Below are 16,195 nucleotides of genomic sequence, written 5' to 3' on the forward strand. Positions count from 1 at the left end.
AGCAGTCGGGACGGCTATCGCGACAGCAACAGTTCCAACTGGCTCTGTGCCTCTTTGACGGCCGCTCCGTACCAGCTCTGGCTTGGTGCTTCCTTGGCAAAGCATTTGGTGTAGGCGTCCATCGCCTGGTCTTCTTTGGCCATGGCGTCTTGCGGCGCTTTCCGGGCCATCATCTGCTTCCAGACTTTCTCGCAGGCCGGAATCTCGGACGTCTTCACGGCGTCGCTGTCGGCGAGGAAGAAGACCTTGTCACCCTGGATCGCGACGACGTCGATCTCACGCGGCGGCGCTTTCAGATCGCCATTGCCGCGCACGCCCAGCACCGCGGCGGCGACGCTCGCAGACGCCGGCTTGATGATCGGCAGCTCCGCATATTTGGCGAAGGCCGAGTCCTGAATTGCTTGATAGTAGAAGCGGTCGGACTTGAAGGCCGCGCGGATCTCTTGCGGCATGCCGTCCTCACGGTGCTCACCCAGCCAGTGCTTGAGCAGCCCCGTTGTGGTCACCACAGCCTGTCTCTTGTCGCCTTCGGAGGCGAAACCGAGACCGTCGAGATGGCCGAAGCCCGAGTCACCTTTGAACAGCGTGTCGGCGTTCGATTTGCCGTCCGCGGGCAGCCCCTTGATCGCGACCGGTCCGACCAGGCCGCGGAGCACGCCCGCCAGCTCCTTCAGGGCGGCCTCGTGCTGCTTGTAGATCTCCTCGCTCTCCTTGGCTTTGGAGAACTTTGCGATGTAGCGATCGCGCAGGTCGAGATAGCGTTGCTCGGGCGTCGCCGCATGAACGGGCGTCGCCAGGACGAGCAGGCAGAGCAAGGCAAGCGATTTCATTCGACGTCCGGGGGCTTGGGAGCGGTCCCCCATTGGTGGCGGCGCCAAGCCGGAAGGTTCATCCTCGGTCGGCGGGCGCGCCCTACTCCGCCGGCGTGAGTTGCCGATCGAGCCGCACCGCCGCAGTCTCACGAACCCGGACGCGGGCGCGGCGCTTGCGCCACCAGATCACGACGCCGGTGACCGAGAGCGCGGCAACCACGAGCCCCATGATCGAGATCAGGATGCGGCCGAACAGTCCGACGATGCGGCCCGAATGCAGCGGGAACTGGGCCTGGACGAAGATGTCGGCGGCGGTGCCGACCCAGGGCAGCCGTTCGCCGATGGGGCGGCCATCCTCGCTGTCGTAATAGAGCTGCGCCGGGCCGACGCCGCCGGCGCCGTGATCGTCGCCGGGGTGGAAGAAGGCGGCGGCATAGACGCCATGAGCCGGGCCGTAATTGACCGAGCCGACCGGGATCGTCCAGCCTCGCGCCTTGCCGTCGGCCGCCGCGCGCGCAGCGATCTCGGCGAAGGTGACCCTGGGCTCGATCGGATTGTCGAGATCGCGATAGGGCCGCTGCTCATAGGGCGTCGGCGTGTAGTTCGAGACCATCTTCATCATCGGAGAGAACACCTCGAAATAGAGGTTTAGCGAAAACGCCGTGAAGGCGATGACGAAGAGCACGCCCCAGGTCCACAGGCTGAAGGCGCGATGGATGTCGAAATTGATCCGGTAGGCGCTGCCCGAGGTCTTGATGGACCAGGCCGGCGTCCAGCGTGCCCAGAAGCCGCGCTCGAGCTGGCGCGTGACTTCAGGTGCCCGCACCGCCTTGGTCCGGCGCCGCGAAGGCAGCGTCAGATAGAAGCCGACGAAGCAGTCGATGGTCCAGATGATGGCGATCACGCCGAGCAGGCGCATGCCCCAGCGATCGCTGCCCCAGAACTCCGGGATGTGCATCGTGTAGTGCAGCTTGTAGAGGAAGGAGACGAAATTCTCCCGCGTCACCGGCCACACCGCACCCCAATAGCGCCGGCCGAGTTCGGCGCCGGTTTTGGGATCGAGGAAGATCTGATTGTAGTCGAGCGCGTAACGCTTGCCGGTCGCGGGATCGATCCTGGGCATGACGAAGAACCACAGCGAGTGGCCCTCCTCCGGCGTCATGAAGAGATAGACGACGCGCGCGCGGGGATCGCGCTGCTCGATCATCCTGGCGAGCTCGATCGAGGGGATGGCGGGCCCCTTGCTGGTGACGTCGAACAAATGGCTGTTCAGGACGTCGTCGATCTCGTGATCCCAGGAGATGATTGCGCCCGTGATGCCGGAGAAGAACAGGAATCCGGCCGTGAGCAGTCCCGCCCAGCGATGCAGCTTGCCGAATATCGCCCTCATCGTCTTGCACTCTCATCCGGCAGGTCCGGCTCGCTTTGCCGGACCGTCTTCGGTTCACCAGCGGTAAGTCAGCTTGCCGATGGCTTTCCGTCCCTCGGCATACATGCAGCCCGACAGGCCGTAGCAGGCGGCGACATAACGCGTATCCGCCAGATTGGTGACGTTCACCGACAGGCGCCAATTGTCCCTGGTGTAGGCAAGGAGCGCATCCAGCACGGTGGCCGATCCCACCTTGAAAGTGTTGGCATCATCACCCCAGGTCGCGCCGACATAGCGAACGCCGCCGCCGAACTGCAGGCCCGCCAGCAGTCCGTTCTGAAGCGTGTAGTCGCTCCACAACGAGGCGCGGTTGAGCGGCACGGTGACGGGGGCCTTGCCGACATTGACCGGATCCTGCGTGACCATGGCATCGACATAGGCATAGGCCGCCCGCAGGTTCCAGCCGTCGGCGAGCGACATCGAGCCTTCAAGCTCGATGCCACGCGACTTCACCTGCCCGATCTGTTCGTAAAAGGTCGTCGCAGGCACGTACACAGCGACGTTGTCACGCGTCAGGTCGAAGGCAGCGAGGGTGAACAGCGCGTTCCAGCCGAGCGGCTGATACTTGACGCCCACCTCGTACTGCACGCCGGTCTCGGGATTGAGCATCTGTCCGGACGGACTTGTCGCGAGCTGCGGCAGGAACGACTCGGAATAGCTGAAGTAGGGAGCGATGCCGCTGTCGAAATTGTACATCACGCCGGCGCGGCCGGTGAAGGCCGAGGCGTCCTTCGTGACTGATGTATCGGCAGGAGGCAGATTGGTGTCCAGCTGCGTCGTCACGAAATCCTGACGGCCCGCGAGCTGAAACGACAGCCGGCCGAGCTTGATCTGGTCCTGCGCATTGAGGCCGAGCTGCGACTGCTTCACGCCCTTGTTGTCGTAGAGGCCGCCCATGGCCCAATCGTTGCTGTAGACCGGATTGAAGACGTTGATCTCCGGCGACGACGTCGTGACGGCAAAGGCGGTGTCGCGGAACGTGGTGTTGCGATAGTCGAGTCCGACCAGCGTGGTGTGGCTGAGAATGCCGGTGTTGAACTTGCCCTGGAGCTGGTTGTCCACCGCAAGGGAATTGATATACGAGTTGCTGTAGCTGCCGAAACGCCCCAGCTGCCCCGCCGCCTCGTCGGTGTATCCGGTACCGTAGAAGGTCTTTTCCTCGTTGTGCTGGTAGGCGTAGCGCAGGTTCTGCCGGAACGTGATGTTGTCGGTGAAATTGTGCGACAGCTGATAGCCGGCGGTTGCGATCTCGGTGTTGAACGCGTTGAATCCCGGCACGCCCGCGAAGAACGAGACCGGAATGGTGCGGCCCTTGTTCGGCCACACCGTGCCCGAGGCCGGCAGGAATTGCAGGCCCCACCCTGCCCGGTCGCGCTGGTAGTTGGCGAGCAGGGTGATGGTGGTGTCCTCGTTCGGCTTGAAGATGACGGCCGGTGCGATGAAGACGCGATTGTCCTTGGTGAAGTCGACCTGGGTTTCGCCGTCGCGAACGACGCCAGTCAGGCGCCACAGCACCGTGCCTTCCTTGTTGGCGGGTCCGCCCATGTCGAACTGGCCCTGGTAGCGGTTGAAGCTGCCGCCGGAGATCGAGACCTCGCCGAACTGCTGCGCGGTCGGCAGCTTGGTCACGTAGTTGAGGATGCCGCCGGTGCCGCTGCCGCCATACATCGCCGACGACGGACCCTTCAGCACTTCCAGACGCTCGGCGCCGTAGGGATCGAGGCCGTTGAAATGCACGTAATTGCTCGAAGGGATTCGCAGGCCATCGATGTAGAGGCCCGACATGGTCGTGTCGAAGCCGCGGATCTGGAGCGCGCCGAAGCGGGTATCGGAACCGCCATTGACGTCGCCGCTGACGCCGGCGGTGTACCGCAGCGCCTCGCCGATCGAGACCGCGCCCTGGTTGCGGACCTGATCGGTGGTGACGACGGACACCGACTGCGGGGTTTCGATCAGCGGCGTATCCGTCTTGCTGGCGGTACCGCTGCGCGTGGCGACGAAGCCGCGCACAGGACCGTTGGCGCGTTCGCCCGTCGCGTCGTTCGATGATGCCGATTGCGTTGGCGCGGACTGCTGCGCGGGAGAGCGGCGATTGGCGCGCGAGGTCCGTGTTGCCGCCCTCTTCGACGACGCGATCGCCGCAGGACGGGCGCGCTGGGCCGGCGCATCGACAGTGACGGCGGGAATCTGCGTCTGCGCTTCCACGGAACTGACGGGAATAACGACGGAGAAGGTACTGACCGCTCCAAGCAAGAGCATCTGAATTTGTCGACGACGCGTATCCTCACGCGAAGAAAAGTGGAAGTCGGTCACGTCTTTCGAAGCCCCACGCACTGCCGGCTTTGCCGGTATCATTCTTGATGTCCCGCCCTAACTCAGGCGGTTTGCGAGTGCGATAGGAACAGCGTTAGAATCTCTCCAGAGATGTCCGTAGCATGTGCGACCAATGCGCTCACGCGCGCTGCGGCGTCGCTTCTTTAGAATTGGAATATTTCCAAACTGGCGGCGGCAATCTGCACGAGACGGGCCGCACGCATGGCTGCATCGCGGTCAGCGTTGCGGCCGAAGCCAATGGCGCGCGAGTTACTGAATGTTACCCCGGGTCCGCGTGGCAACAGTTTGCGGCGGCGCCCTTTGCGCCCGCCAGCACGCTGCGGCTATTGCGGTCCGGCGGGATGTCGCCCGCCGCATTCGCCGCGAAAAATCCGGTCGGCTTCAGCATGAAGCCGGCATATTCGACCGGCATGATCGGAAAATCCTCGGGCTTGCAGACATGGGTGTGGCCGAACGAATGCCACACCACGATGTCGGCGTTCTCGATGTTGCGGTTCTGCGCCGCATAGCGCGGCAGGCCGTCGCCGCCGGCATGGACGTTGGGATAGTCGCCGCTGGCGTATTTCTCGTCCTTGTCGAACGCGGTGACCCAGACATGCTTGGTGGCAAAGCCGCCGCGCCCGCGCACATAGCTGCCCTCTTGTGCCAGCATCAGCGGGCTCGGGTTGACCACGAGCTTGTAGGCGGGAGCATTGCCGACCGAGTTGGTCTCGTTGGGATTGCTGATCTTCCAGAACCGGCCGGTCTCGCCGTTGGCGATGGCCGCGGCGTCGCGCTCGCGCGACAGCACGCGCGTCGTGACGTCGAAGACATTGCCGTGTGGATTGTCGTGGCCCCAGGGCCGCGGCACGAATTCGTGCTCCGTCACCGTGTTGCCGCCGCCATCGAGATCCATGTGCAGCCGAACGTTGAAGAAGTGTTGGTGCGTCGGCCCGCCCAGATTGTCGTCGACCATGCCGCCCCATTTATACGTCTCGCCCGACGGCACGGCGGCGGTCTGGATGATGCCGGTGAGCTTGGTCTCCAACTGGATGGTGCCGTCCTGGTAGAGGTACCAATAGAAGCCGTAGTCGTAATTGCCGACGGTCGCGAAGAACGAGATCACGAGTCGTCGGGATCTGCGGACCTCGAACAGGCCATTGCGGAACTCATAGTGCTTCCAGGCAATTCCATAATCTTCTTCGTGCATGCAGATGGCGTTCCGCATGACGAAGGGCTCGCCCTTGCTGTCGGCAGCCGGCACGTCGAAATAGTGGATGTTACCGAGGCAATCGCAGCCGAGCTCGAGCGCATTGGCGAGCATGCCGAGGCCGTATTCGCCGGCATCGAACGCCGACTTCCAGAAATGATTGGCAGTCGGGTCGGCGTAGGGCACCACCATCTCGGTGACGCTGGCGCGATGAATCAAGGAGCGTTTGCGCTCACCGTCCTGGTAAGCAAGTTGATGCAGCACCAGCCCTTCGCGCGGAGTGAAACCGACGCGGAAACTCCATTTCTGCCAGTCGACCTTCCAGCCCTCGACCTCAAAGCTCGCGCCTTCCGGCTGTTCGATGTTGAGCGGCTTGATGCCGATGCGCGGTTTTTCGAGGTCATGCGCGCCGTAATTTCGCTTCTTGCGCGGGATCGGCACGATCGGATCTTCGTCGGTGAGATCAATGACCTTACCGCCGATCAGGTCGACCACGGCGACCACCCCTTCGATCGGATGCGCATAGCCGTTGTCCTGGAGATGCTCGCGGAAATAGCTGACGGCGCGCACGATGCGGGCGCCGCGCTCGAACTCCTTGTCGAAGAAACCCGACGAGAATGGATCGACCTGGACCAGCTCGATATCCTTGTCGGAGAGTCCGCGCCGGACCATCGCCGCACGCCAGGCGGGATCGGCCTTCACCACGGCCTCGCATTTGAAGAACTCTTCCAGCATCACCGGCGGCTGTCCGTACGGCGCTGCTCGGTTGGGAACGATATTGCGGTCGACGATCGCGCTGCGGCCGAGATCGATAATGTGCTCGATCGCCTCGCCCGTGGTGATGTCCAGGGTCAGCACGAAGGCGCAGCGTCCAGCTCCCCCGGTAGCCAGCTCCTGCTTGGTCGGCTCTTCCAGTCGCACCATCGGGAAGCGGCAGTTCTCCGGCGAAACTGCGGCGGCGCGCGCGAGCGTGCAGGCCGCGGTGATCTCTTCGGCCGTCAGCGGATCCAGCGGATGTGGCGCGACAGCTTGGGCTGACGGTTTGGACGTGACGGTGCCGAGCATGAGGACGTCCATGATTCAGCGCGGGGCGAGATGCGCAGTGATGGCGTTGAAGGCGGCAAACCAGCGCTGGTCGATCGGAACGTCCATCGCTTTCGGCTGCGTGGCGAGCTTGGCGATGACGGTGTCCGAGTCCAGGTCGACATAGAGCAACTGGCCATGAATGCCGATCGCAGTGATCGCGTTGCGGGTCGGATCGATCGTGAACCATTTGCTACGGTAGCGCGCGCCCGGGAAGAATTCGGCGAGGTCGCCGTCGGCCCAGGCCTTGGGATCGCCGTTCTCTCTGATGTCGTCGATCCACCAGCCCGGCACCACCTGCCGTCCCTCGACCACGCCGCGGCAGCGGATCATCTCGCCGAAGCGGATGAGATCGCGGGCCGTGACCGACAGGCCGCCCGCGATGCGGCCCATGCCGTGGCTGTCGAGAGTCAGCGAGCCGTCCTCCTCCGCGCCCAGGGGCTGCCAGAGATATTCGGAGAGGATGGACTGGTAGGGCATGCCGCAGGCACGTTCATAGACCCAGCCGAGCACTTCGGTATTGGGCGAGACATAGTGGAACACCTTGCCGTGCGGCTTGCCGGTGCCGCGCAAGGTCGTGAGATAGGCGCGCTGATGACCTGGCTCGACGCCCGGCGGCGGCAAGTCCCAGCCGGAGGAGAATCGGTAGCGCGCGACGTCGCCGGCGGGATCCTCGTAATCCTCCTCGAACTTGATGGCGACGGCCATGTCGAGCAGGTTGCGGACAGTGCAGCCCGCATAGACCGAGGTCTCCAGCTCCGGCACATAGCGCACCACCCTCGCCTCCGGATCGAGCAATCCGCGCGCGGCCAAAATGCCGCCGAGGGTGCCGGCGACCGCTTTGCTGATCGAGCAGATCAGATGCGGTGTGGTCACGCTCATGCCATCGCCATACCATTCGTGAACCAGCGTGCCCCGGTGCATCACGAGCAGCGTGTCGGCGAAAGTTTCGCGTAACGTCGCCGCGATCGTGGTCGGCGTGCCGTCGGGCGAGGTGAAGCCGATCATGCTCAGCTCGCGCGGCGCGCTGGTGATCGGGCTCGGGTGGGCCGAGCGGCGAACCTCGGCCGTCGGCAACACTTCGCGAGTGTGGGTGAAACCCCAGCGGATCGCCGGGAAGCTGCGCCAGTTGGCGCGCGTCACCTGGGCCTCTGGCGCTGGTGGGCTGCCACGCATGATCTCGGTCGGCCGCATGTCGATCCTCCGCGAAGCCTCGCCCCGCGATGGTGTTGGGACGGTGAGCGAGAAGACTGCACCGGGGCGGTATCGGACGTTATCGAGATCCGGCAATATTTTGCTGGACACGGGCGATGGTCATGCCAGTCTTGCCCTAGGTCCTTGCCGGACTTTGCCGCCAAATTTCGAAATTCTGTCATGACCTTGCGCGCAACTCTTCCGATTCAAGACTCGGCTGTCAGCCTGTTCCAGGCCAGCAGCACGGACGTCGATGAGCATTGCGCCAGCCTCGGCCGCTGGCGATTGAGCTACGACCAGATCAGTGCCGGGGCGTTTCGCGGCAGCTTCACTCAGCTCTCCCTGCCCCATGTCGAAGTATTCCGCGAAATCACCAGCCAGCAGGTCCGGCAGTACGGTCAGCTGGGCGCTGACAGCTTTGGTATCGGCCTGCCCTGGCACGGCGACGGCGAGGTCAATTGCAACGGCGCCAGCGTTGCAGGCGCCCAGGTCATCGCCTGCGTCGACGCCGAAGTCGATATGTGCACGCCGAAGGCGTTCGAGCTGCGTGGCATCGTTGCCAGCGCGGCGCTGATCTCGGAGCTTGCCGCCCGGCTCGAGATCGAGCTGCCGCGCACTGTCTGGCACCAATTGCAGATGGTCGAAATGGCGGAAGCTCCGGTCGTGCGGCTGCGCTCGCACCTCGCCGCCATTCAAGAGACGATCGCGACCGCTCCGGAAAGGTTCAGCGATCCGGCAGCCCGGCAGGCGCTTGAAGACGCCCTTCTCGTCGAGATCATGGACATGCTGCCAACGGCGCGAACCAGCGATCCCGGACGCAGCGCGGCCGCGCGGCGGCGAACCGTCGATCGCGCCCGCGAGCTGATGCATGGCAGCGGTGCTCGTTCACTTTCGCTGCTGGAGGTCTGCAAGGCCGTCGGCGCCAGCCCGCGTAAGCTCGGTTATTCCTTCCAAGAGGTGCTGGGCACGAGTCCGATGCATTACTGGCGCGCGATGCGGCTGAACCGCGTGCGGCGCGAGCTGAAGCGCGCCGGCGGCGCTGGGAGATCCATCTACGACGTTGCCGTGCAGCACGGATTCTGGCACTTCAGCCAGTTCTCGCTCGACTATAAGCGCCATTTCTCCGAGCTGCCCTCGGAGACGCTGCGGCGGACAAGACGAGCCGTGTGATCCGGCTCAGTGATGCCGCAGCCGGCGGTTGACCCGGCGCGCCAGATAGTCGCCCGCGCTCTGCACAAGCTGCACCAATGCGATCAGCACGACGACGACGGCGAGCATCATCTCGGGCATGAAGCGCTGATAGCCGTAGCGGATGCCGAGATCCCCCAAGCCCCCGCCGCCGACCGCGCCGACCATGGCGGAATAGCCGAGCAGGCTGACCACTGCGAGAGTCAGCGCCAACAGAAGTCCCGGCAGCGCCTCGGGGATCAGCACCTTGAACACGATCTGCATCGGCGAGGCGCCGAACGAAGACGCGGTCTCGATCAGGCCGCCATCGACTTCGCGGATCGCAGCTTCCACGAGGCGCGCGATGAACGGCGCCGACGCGATGGTCAGCGGCACGATCGCCGCGGTCGATCCGATCGAGGTTCCGGCAACGAGGCGCGTGAACGGGATGATGGCGACGACCAGGATGATGAAAGGCGTCGACCGCGTCGCGTTGACGATGATGCCGAGCACGCGATTGACGATCGGAGCCGCGAATAGCTCCCCTTTCCGGCTGGTCGCGAGGAAGACGCCGAGCGGCAGGCCGAAGACGGTGCCGAGCAGCGCGGCGATGCCGACCATGTACAGGCTCTCGAAGGTCGCCTGGATGATCAGGTTGATGAGTTCAGGCGACATAGCCGAGATGCTCCGCCGGGAATTGATGTTGAGAGAGCCAGGCAAGAACTCGCGCCTGCACGTCGTCGCGGCTAGGACTACCGAGAGGTATGCCGAGAACGAGCGAACCGACATGCTGGCCGCCGATCTCGTCGATGCGCGCCGACAGCAGCGACATGTCGAGGCCGAGCTCGCGGGCGAGCCGCGCCACCAGCGTGTCGCCGGCCCCTGCCCCGCGCACCTGGACGCGGATCACGGCCTGCCCGCCGGCAGGCGGCTCCGCCACGATCCGGCTCGCTAGCGAGACCGGCAGGCTGTCGCCGACCACCTCGGCCAGGAAGGACTGCGTGATCGGATGTTTCGGATGGGTGAAGATGTCGGCGACGTGGCCGCTCTCGACGACATGGCCGGCGTCGAGCACCACGACGTCCCTGGCGAGCTGACGCACCACGGACATCTCGTGGGTGATCAGCACGATGGTCACGCCGAGCTCGCGGTTGATGTTCGCGAGCAGGTCGAGGATCGCACGCGTCGTCTGCGGATCGAGCGCGGAGGTCGCCTCGTCCGACAAGAGCACGCTCGGCCGCGTCGCCAGCGCGCGGGCGATGCCGATGCGCTGCTTCTGACCGCCGGAAAGCTCGGAAGGATAGCGGTCATGCTTGTCTGCGATGCCGACCAGCGCGAGCAGCTCGGTCACGCGCGCCTTGATGTCGGCCTTGGCCCAGCCGGCGATCTCCAGCGGCAGCGCGATGTTGTCGGCGGCGGTGCGCGACGACAGCAGGTTGAAATGCTGGAAGATCATGCCGATCGAGCGCTGCGCCAGCCGCAGCTCGCGGCCCGTCAGCGCCGAGATATCGCGGCCATCCACGATCACGCGGCCCGCGGTCGGCTTCTCCAGCCCGTTGATGAGCCGGACAAGGCTCGACTTGCCGGCGCCGGAGCGGCCGATCACGCCCGTAATGGAACCGCGTGGAATGGCGAAATCGATGTTTTGTAGGGCGTTGACGCCAGACTTGCCGCGATAGGCCGGATAGGTCTTCGAGATGCCGGCGAAACGGACCATCGCGTCCGGCTCAGGCGCGGGATGCGATATCGCTTGAGCTGGCGCAATCGGCTGTCCGACGGCGAGCGATTGGTGAGCGTTCATGGAGACGGCCTTCATGCACAATAGTTCTTTCGCTCGCCGGAAAAGGCAAACGAAAGCCGGGTCGCATCAGCGACGAGGGGTGGAACAGCAGCAAACGCCTCAAAGGGGCACGCGCTGCACCGCAGCACGTACCATCGCCTTTTCCAGTCTTTCTTGCAATGTCAGAGATTTGCGAGGGGATGGACGAAGATTCCCCAATCCCTCCCCGGAGAAGAATATTCCTCCGCCCCGGGGGCCGACTCCAGCCCGGCTCACCCCATCCGCAGCCAGGGCAACACGATCAGCAACAGCCCGGCGAAATAGAGCAGCCCGAAGATCAGGCCAAAGCCCCAGAACTGGCCCTTCCCGATATAGCCGCTGCCGAAATACATCGGCGCAGGTCCCGTCGCATAAGGCGAGATCACGCCCATCAGGCCGAGCGAGTACATGCAGAGCATCGCAAGTGTGGTGACTGGCAGATCGGGAATGCCCGATCCGACCGCGAGCACCACGGGCAGCACGGCGGCGGCATGCGAGGTGATGCTCGAGAAGAAATAGTGGATCCAGAAGAACAGCGCGACCAGCAGCAGCATCGCGGTCGACGGCGATAGTCCGGCGAGCGGTTTTGCGTATTCGGTCGCGAACCATTTGATGAAGCCGATCTCGTTGAGGCCGGAGGCCAACGTCAGCAGCGAGGTGAAATAGAAGAACACCTCCCAGGCGCTCTTCTCGCTGACGATGTCGGCAAATTCGATCACGCCGGTCACCAGCATCAGGGAGATCACGATGAACACGACGGTGGTGGCGTTGACGAAGTTCGAGCCGAGCACGGGCACATGGATGTCCGGGCTCGATCCCGCGATCCACAGGAACATCGCGAGCACGATCAGGCCAAGCATGATCCACTCGTTGCGCGACATCGGGCCCATCGTCTGGAGCTCTTTCGCCGCCCATTCGGAAATCTCCGGGCTGCGCTTCACCTCGGGCCGGCAAACGAGATAGCTGAGCAGCGGCACGAGCACCATCAGGAGGATGCCGAGCGGCGCGAAGCCGAGGAACCACTGGCCCCAGCTGACCTCGACCCCGACCGTCTTCTTGGCGATCGCCAGCGCCGCCGCGTTCGGCGCGAGCGCAGTGAAGAACAGCGAGCTCGTGACGGCGGTCGCGGCAAAGGCCGTCCACATCACATAGGTGCCGATCCTGCCGGCGGTCGGCCCCGGTTCGGAGCCATAGATGCGCGGGATGTTGCTGATGATGGGATAGACGATGCCGCCGCTGCGCGCGGTGTTCGACGGCGTTGCCGGCGCCAGCAGGAGATCCGACATCGCCACGGCATAACCGAGGCCGAGCGTATTGCGGCCGAGCTTCTGCACCAGCACCAATGCGATGCGTCGGCCGAGCTGGCTCTTGCGATAGCCGATCGAGAACACGAAGGCGCCGACGATCAACCAGACCGTGCTCTCGGCAAAGCCTGCCAGCATCCAGCGCAGCGATTTGCCGGGATCGGGATCGATATAGCCGGCGACGCCCGCGACCGTCAGGCCGATGAAGCCGACTGCGCCGACCGGCATCGATTCCAGGATGAGCCCGGTGATGACGGCCGCGAACACCGCGAAATAGTGCCACTGATTGACGTTGAGCCCGGTAGGCGCCGGCCACAGATAGATCACCAGCCACACCGCGAGCGGTGCGACCAGTTTCCAGCGAAATCCTGTTGCCTCAGGCGCCTGCGAATTGGCGGTCATGGGCCCTCCCCTCGATTGTCGTCACCCGTGCGACTCGTTGGCCGAGCCTGCTCTTGTCCCAATGCGGCGTATACGGACTGTCGGGGATGCGATCAATGGCCTGGCGAAGATCTATCGCCCCTTGAAGCGCGGCTTGCGGCGGCCCAGGAACGCCTCGACGCCCTCCTTGTGATCCTCGCTGAGACTGGCGAGCGCGAACTGGTCGACGTCCATATGGCTGGCGAGATCGTCCAGCGCATGCGCGAGCCGGTTGACGGTGAGCTTCGTCATCGCGACCGAGAGCGGCGGCTGCGCGGCGACCTTGCGGGCGAGCTCCATGGCGGAATCGAAGGCATGGCCGGGATCGGTCACCTGTTCCACCAGGCCCCACTCATAGGCCTCGTCCGCCGAGATGCGCTGATCGGCAAGGATCACCGCCTGCTTGGTGCGGGCGGGCCCCATCAGATGCAGCATGCGCGGAATGCTCTGCCAGCTCATGTTCATGCCGAGCCCGATCTCGGGCACGCGCAAGTGCGCATCGCGTCCCATGATGCGGAAGTCGAGCGCCACGGCCAGCGCGACGCCGCCGCCGACACAAAAGCCCTCGATCGCCGCGATCGTGATCTGCTCCATCTCCTGCCAGGCGTGGGTGAGGCGCGGCCCGAGCTTGAGATGCCGCCGCAGCGCGCCGAGATCCATGTCCTTGCGCGAGCGTCCCTCGGCATCCTTGAGGTCGAAGCCGGCGCTGAATGCGCCCGAGCTGCCGGTCAGGACCACGACGGAGGTTGTCGCGTCGTCTTCAAAACTGCGCGCGGCCGCCGTAAGCTGCCGCAACGCTTCGGGCGACAGCGCGTTGATGCCGTCATGGCGGTCGAACCGCACGATAGCGATCCGCCCCTCCGGCCCATGCCCCTTCTCGATCGTCACATAATTGGTCAACGGAAGTTCCCCTTTTCTTGTTGCTCTTGATCACAGATGTCCGGTGCGCCGGTGCTCCGGCTCACTGCCCTTGACCGGAAACCGGATCGTCGTTCCGATGGTGATCCAGTTGGCGTTCTCGCCGCTGATGTTGCGGCCGTAGATTACGTCGACGGAAAATATCTCGTTCGGCCGGTAGCGGACACCGGTCTGCAGCCGCGGTTGCACGACGCTCGCGACCTCGGACGCGCCGGCCTGGCCATACGCCTCGATCGTCCATTGCAACGTGTCGGTGAACTTCCAGTCGAAGCCGACGCCATAGGTGAAGTAATGGCGGTCCGCGGTGCGATCCCAGAGCCAGCCGCCATTGACGTTGATGCGCATGGTCTCCGACAGGCGAAAGGTCGCGGGGATGACCGCAAAGGCGCTCAGCGCCTCGCCGGTCGCCGCGTCGAACGATCCACCGCCATAGGCCGACAACCCCCACCGTCCGATTCCCGTGGGGATGAAATTCGTCTTGGCTTTGGGCGCTATGGTCGTGCTCCAGTCGCCATCGCTGCGGGCGCGGATGGTCTGGAGGCTCAGCTCGATCGGCCTGAAGGGGTCGACCACACAGGAGGGATTGGCGACCGCCGAAAAATCGGTGTTCGTCGCGGCCGACATCCAGCTCTCGACCTTGCAGGAGCCGACCTCGGAGATGTCGGCGGCATCGACCGCATAAGCGCCATTCGCAGCACGCGCATCATGCGCCGCGCATGTCATGAGAGCCGCGATTGCGGCGGTTATTGCGGTCCGTACGGCCCAGCCCATGGGGCGATGTTAGCAGAGTCTTCGCCTCGACAAGGCCCGGATTCTGGGACTATCTTTGCGCCATGAGCGAGCATCATCACGACCACGATCACGACCATTCCGAGCTGTCGGAGACCGAGCTGCGCGTCCGCGCGCTCGAGACGATCCTGACCGAAAAGGGCTATGTCGAGCCGGCCGCGCTCGACGCCATCATCCAGGCCTACGAGACCAAGATCGGCCCGCACAACGGCGCGCGCGTCGTCGCCAAGGCCTGGAGCGATCCGGCGTTCAAGAAGGCGCTGCTGGAGGACGGCTCGAAGGCGATCGGCACGCTCGGCCATGTCAGCCGCGTCGGCGATCATCTCGTCGTGGTCGAGAACACGCCTGGGCGACACAACATGGTCGTGTGCACGCTGTGCTCCTGCTATCCCTGGGAAATGCTGGGGCTGCCGCCGGTCTGGTACAAGGCCGCGCCCTACCGCTCGCGCGCCGTGAAGGACCCGCGCGGCGTGCTCGCCGATTTCGACGTCACCCTGCCCAAGGACATGGAGATCCGGGTCTGGGATTCCACCGCCGAGACGCGCTTCCTGGTGCTGCCGATGCGCCCCGAGGGCACCGAGGGCTGGAGCGAAGAACATCTCGCCGAGCTCGTCACGCGCGATTCCATGATCGGCACGGGCTTTCCCAAGACGCCGGGAGCGCCGTCGTGAACGGCGTGCACGACATGGGCGGCATGGACGGCTTCGGCAAGGTCGAGGCTGAGCCGAACGAACCTGTCTTCCACGAGGAATGGGAGTCCCGCGTCCTCGCCATGGTGCGCGCGATGGGCGCGGCCGGCGCCTTCAACATCGACACCTCGCGCTTCTACCGCGAGACGCTGCCGCCAGCCGTGTATCTGTCGAGCTCCTATTACAAGAAATGGTTTCTCGGGCTCGAGGAGATGCTGATCGAGAAGGGCTACCTCACGAGGGAGGAGGTCGCCGCCGGCCATGCGATGCAGCCCGCAAAGGCGCTCAAGCACGGCAAGTTCGACATCACGCAGGTCGAGCGCATCATGGTCCGCGGCAAGTTCGCCCGCCCTGCCCCTGCGCCCGCGAAATTCAGGATCGGCGATCGCGTGCGCGCCAAGAACATCCATCCGGCCACGCACACGCGGCTGCCGCGCTATGTGCGCGGCCATGTCGGAATCGTCGAGCTGAACCATGGCTGCCACGTATTTCCGGATACGGCGGCGATGGAGCGCGGCGAGCATCCGCAATGGCTTTACACGGTCGTGTTCGAAGGCCGCGACCTCTGGGGCGATGACGGCGATCCCACGCTGAAGGTCTCGATCGATGCCTTCGAGCCCTATCTGGACCCGGCGTGATGAGCAGCACGGCAGCGGCGGCCGCAACGGCGGCCATTCCAAGCATTCCGCGCGATGACGACGGCCCGGTGTTCCGCGCTCCCTGGGAGGCGCATGCGTTCGCCATGGCGTTGACACTGCACGAGCGCGGCGTGTTCACCTGGCCGGAATGGGCAGCCGCCTTGGCTGCCGAGATCAAGCGCGCGCAGGCGGCCGGCGATCCCGATACGGGCGAGACCTACTATCTGCACTGGCTCGCCACGCTGGAGGGCCTCGTCTCAAGCAAAGGCGTCGCATCCGTGGAGACGCTGCACCGCTATCGCGATGCCTGGGACCACGCGGCGGACCGCACGCCGCACGGCAAGCCGATTGAGCTCAGGCCGGAGGATTTCGGCTAGCTCTCGCCACGCCCGTCAGCGACGCAATCCGGA

Annotated in this window: 14 protein-coding genes; 4 read left to right on the forward strand and 10 right to left on the reverse strand. The window is 64.6% G+C overall.

The window, feature by feature from the left end:
* Positions 1-14 precede the first annotated feature (14 nt).
* From RPS27_RS25010 to RPS27_RS25030, 5 genes are all read right to left on the reverse strand, one after another.
* The gene (locus RPS27_RS25010) at positions 15-830 is read right to left on the reverse strand and encodes a hypothetical protein (protein WP_212066549.1); all 816 of its coding nucleotides are present in this window, start codon (positions 828-830) and stop codon (positions 15-17) included.
* A gap of 82 nt (positions 831-912) precedes the next feature.
* A complete protein-coding gene (fsrB, locus tag RPS27_RS25015; protein ID WP_212066548.1) occupies positions 913-2,202 on the reverse strand; it encodes a siderophore utilization protein FsrB in 1,290 nt (429 codons plus the stop codon).
* Positions 2,203-2,256: 54 nt separating this feature from the next.
* Complete coding sequence (locus RPS27_RS25020) at positions 2,257-4,251, reverse strand: TonB-dependent siderophore receptor (protein ID WP_212066668.1); 1,995 nt, start codon at positions 4,249-4,251, stop codon at positions 2,257-2,259.
* A gap of 583 nt (positions 4,252-4,834) precedes the next feature.
* Entirely contained in the window at positions 4,835-6,829 is a 1,995-nt protein-coding gene (locus tag RPS27_RS25025; protein WP_212066666.1) for a primary-amine oxidase, read from the reverse strand.
* 15 nt (positions 6,830-6,844) lie between these two features.
* Positions 6,845-8,041, reverse strand: a complete 1,197-nt coding sequence (locus RPS27_RS25030; RefSeq protein WP_212066546.1) for a serine hydrolase — start codon at positions 8,039-8,041, stop codon at positions 6,845-6,847.
* Between the two features lie 180 nt (positions 8,042-8,221).
* Here RPS27_RS25030 and RPS27_RS25035 point away from each other — a divergent pair, with 180 nt between their 5' ends.
* Positions 8,222-9,211, forward strand: a complete 990-nt coding sequence (locus RPS27_RS25035) for a helix-turn-helix domain-containing protein (protein ID WP_212066544.1) — start codon at positions 8,222-8,224, stop codon at positions 9,209-9,211.
* Positions 9,212-9,217: 6 nt separating this feature from the next.
* Here RPS27_RS25035 and RPS27_RS25040 read toward each other — a convergent pair whose 3' ends face one another.
* From RPS27_RS25040 to RPS27_RS25060, 5 genes are all read right to left on the reverse strand, one after another.
* Positions 9,218-9,883 carry a methionine ABC transporter permease gene (locus RPS27_RS25040; protein WP_194402094.1) on the reverse strand — a complete coding sequence of 222 codons (666 nt, stop codon included), beginning with the start codon at positions 9,881-9,883 and terminating at the stop codon, positions 9,218-9,220.
* Positions 9,873-11,024 (reverse strand): methionine ABC transporter ATP-binding protein, encoded by a 1,152-nt coding sequence (locus RPS27_RS25045; protein WP_212066542.1) that lies wholly within the window; start codon positions 11,022-11,024, stop codon positions 9,873-9,875. The genes RPS27_RS25040 and RPS27_RS25045 overlap by 11 nt, the downstream gene beginning before the upstream one ends.
* 236 nt (positions 11,025-11,260) lie before the next feature.
* Positions 11,261-12,733 carry a DASS family sodium-coupled anion symporter gene (locus RPS27_RS25050; protein ID WP_212066540.1) on the reverse strand — a complete coding sequence of 491 codons (1,473 nt, stop codon included), beginning with the start codon at positions 12,731-12,733 and terminating at the stop codon, positions 11,261-11,263.
* Positions 12,734-12,844: 111 nt separating this feature from the next.
* Positions 12,845-13,651, reverse strand: coding sequence for an enoyl-CoA hydratase/isomerase family protein (locus RPS27_RS25055; protein WP_194402097.1), 807 nt, complete (start codon positions 13,649-13,651; stop codon positions 12,845-12,847).
* Positions 13,652-13,681: 30 nt separating this feature from the next.
* Positions 13,682-14,440, reverse strand: a complete 759-nt coding sequence (locus RPS27_RS25060) for a hypothetical protein (protein ID WP_212066539.1) — start codon at positions 14,438-14,440, stop codon at positions 13,682-13,684.
* 62 nt (positions 14,441-14,502) lie between these two features.
* On the opposite strand from RPS27_RS25060, the gene nthA reads away from it, so the two are divergent.
* Genes nthA through RPS27_RS25075 form a run of 3 tightly spaced genes read left to right on the forward strand, consistent with a single transcriptional unit; the run spans position 14,503 to position 16,162 of the window.
* Complete coding sequence (gene nthA / locus RPS27_RS25065; protein WP_212066538.1) at positions 14,503-15,129, forward strand: nitrile hydratase subunit alpha; 627 nt, start codon at positions 14,503-14,505, stop codon at positions 15,127-15,129.
* On the forward strand, positions 15,126-15,785 hold the full coding sequence (gene nthB / locus RPS27_RS25070) for a nitrile hydratase subunit beta (RefSeq protein WP_211417073.1): 660 nt from the start codon (positions 15,126-15,128) through the stop codon (positions 15,783-15,785). Before nthA ends, nthB begins: the two co-directional genes overlap by 4 nt.
* A complete protein-coding gene (locus tag RPS27_RS25075) occupies positions 15,785-16,162 on the forward strand; it encodes a nitrile hydratase accessory protein (RefSeq protein ID WP_212066537.1) in 378 nt (125 codons plus the stop codon). Before nthB ends, RPS27_RS25075 begins: the two co-directional genes overlap by 1 nt.
* Positions 16,163-16,195: the final 33 nt, after the last annotated feature.

The organism is Bradyrhizobium sp. WYCCWR 12699 (genome assembly GCF_032144035.1).
Taxonomy (GTDB): Bacteria; Pseudomonadota; Alphaproteobacteria; order Rhizobiales; family Xanthobacteraceae; genus Bradyrhizobium.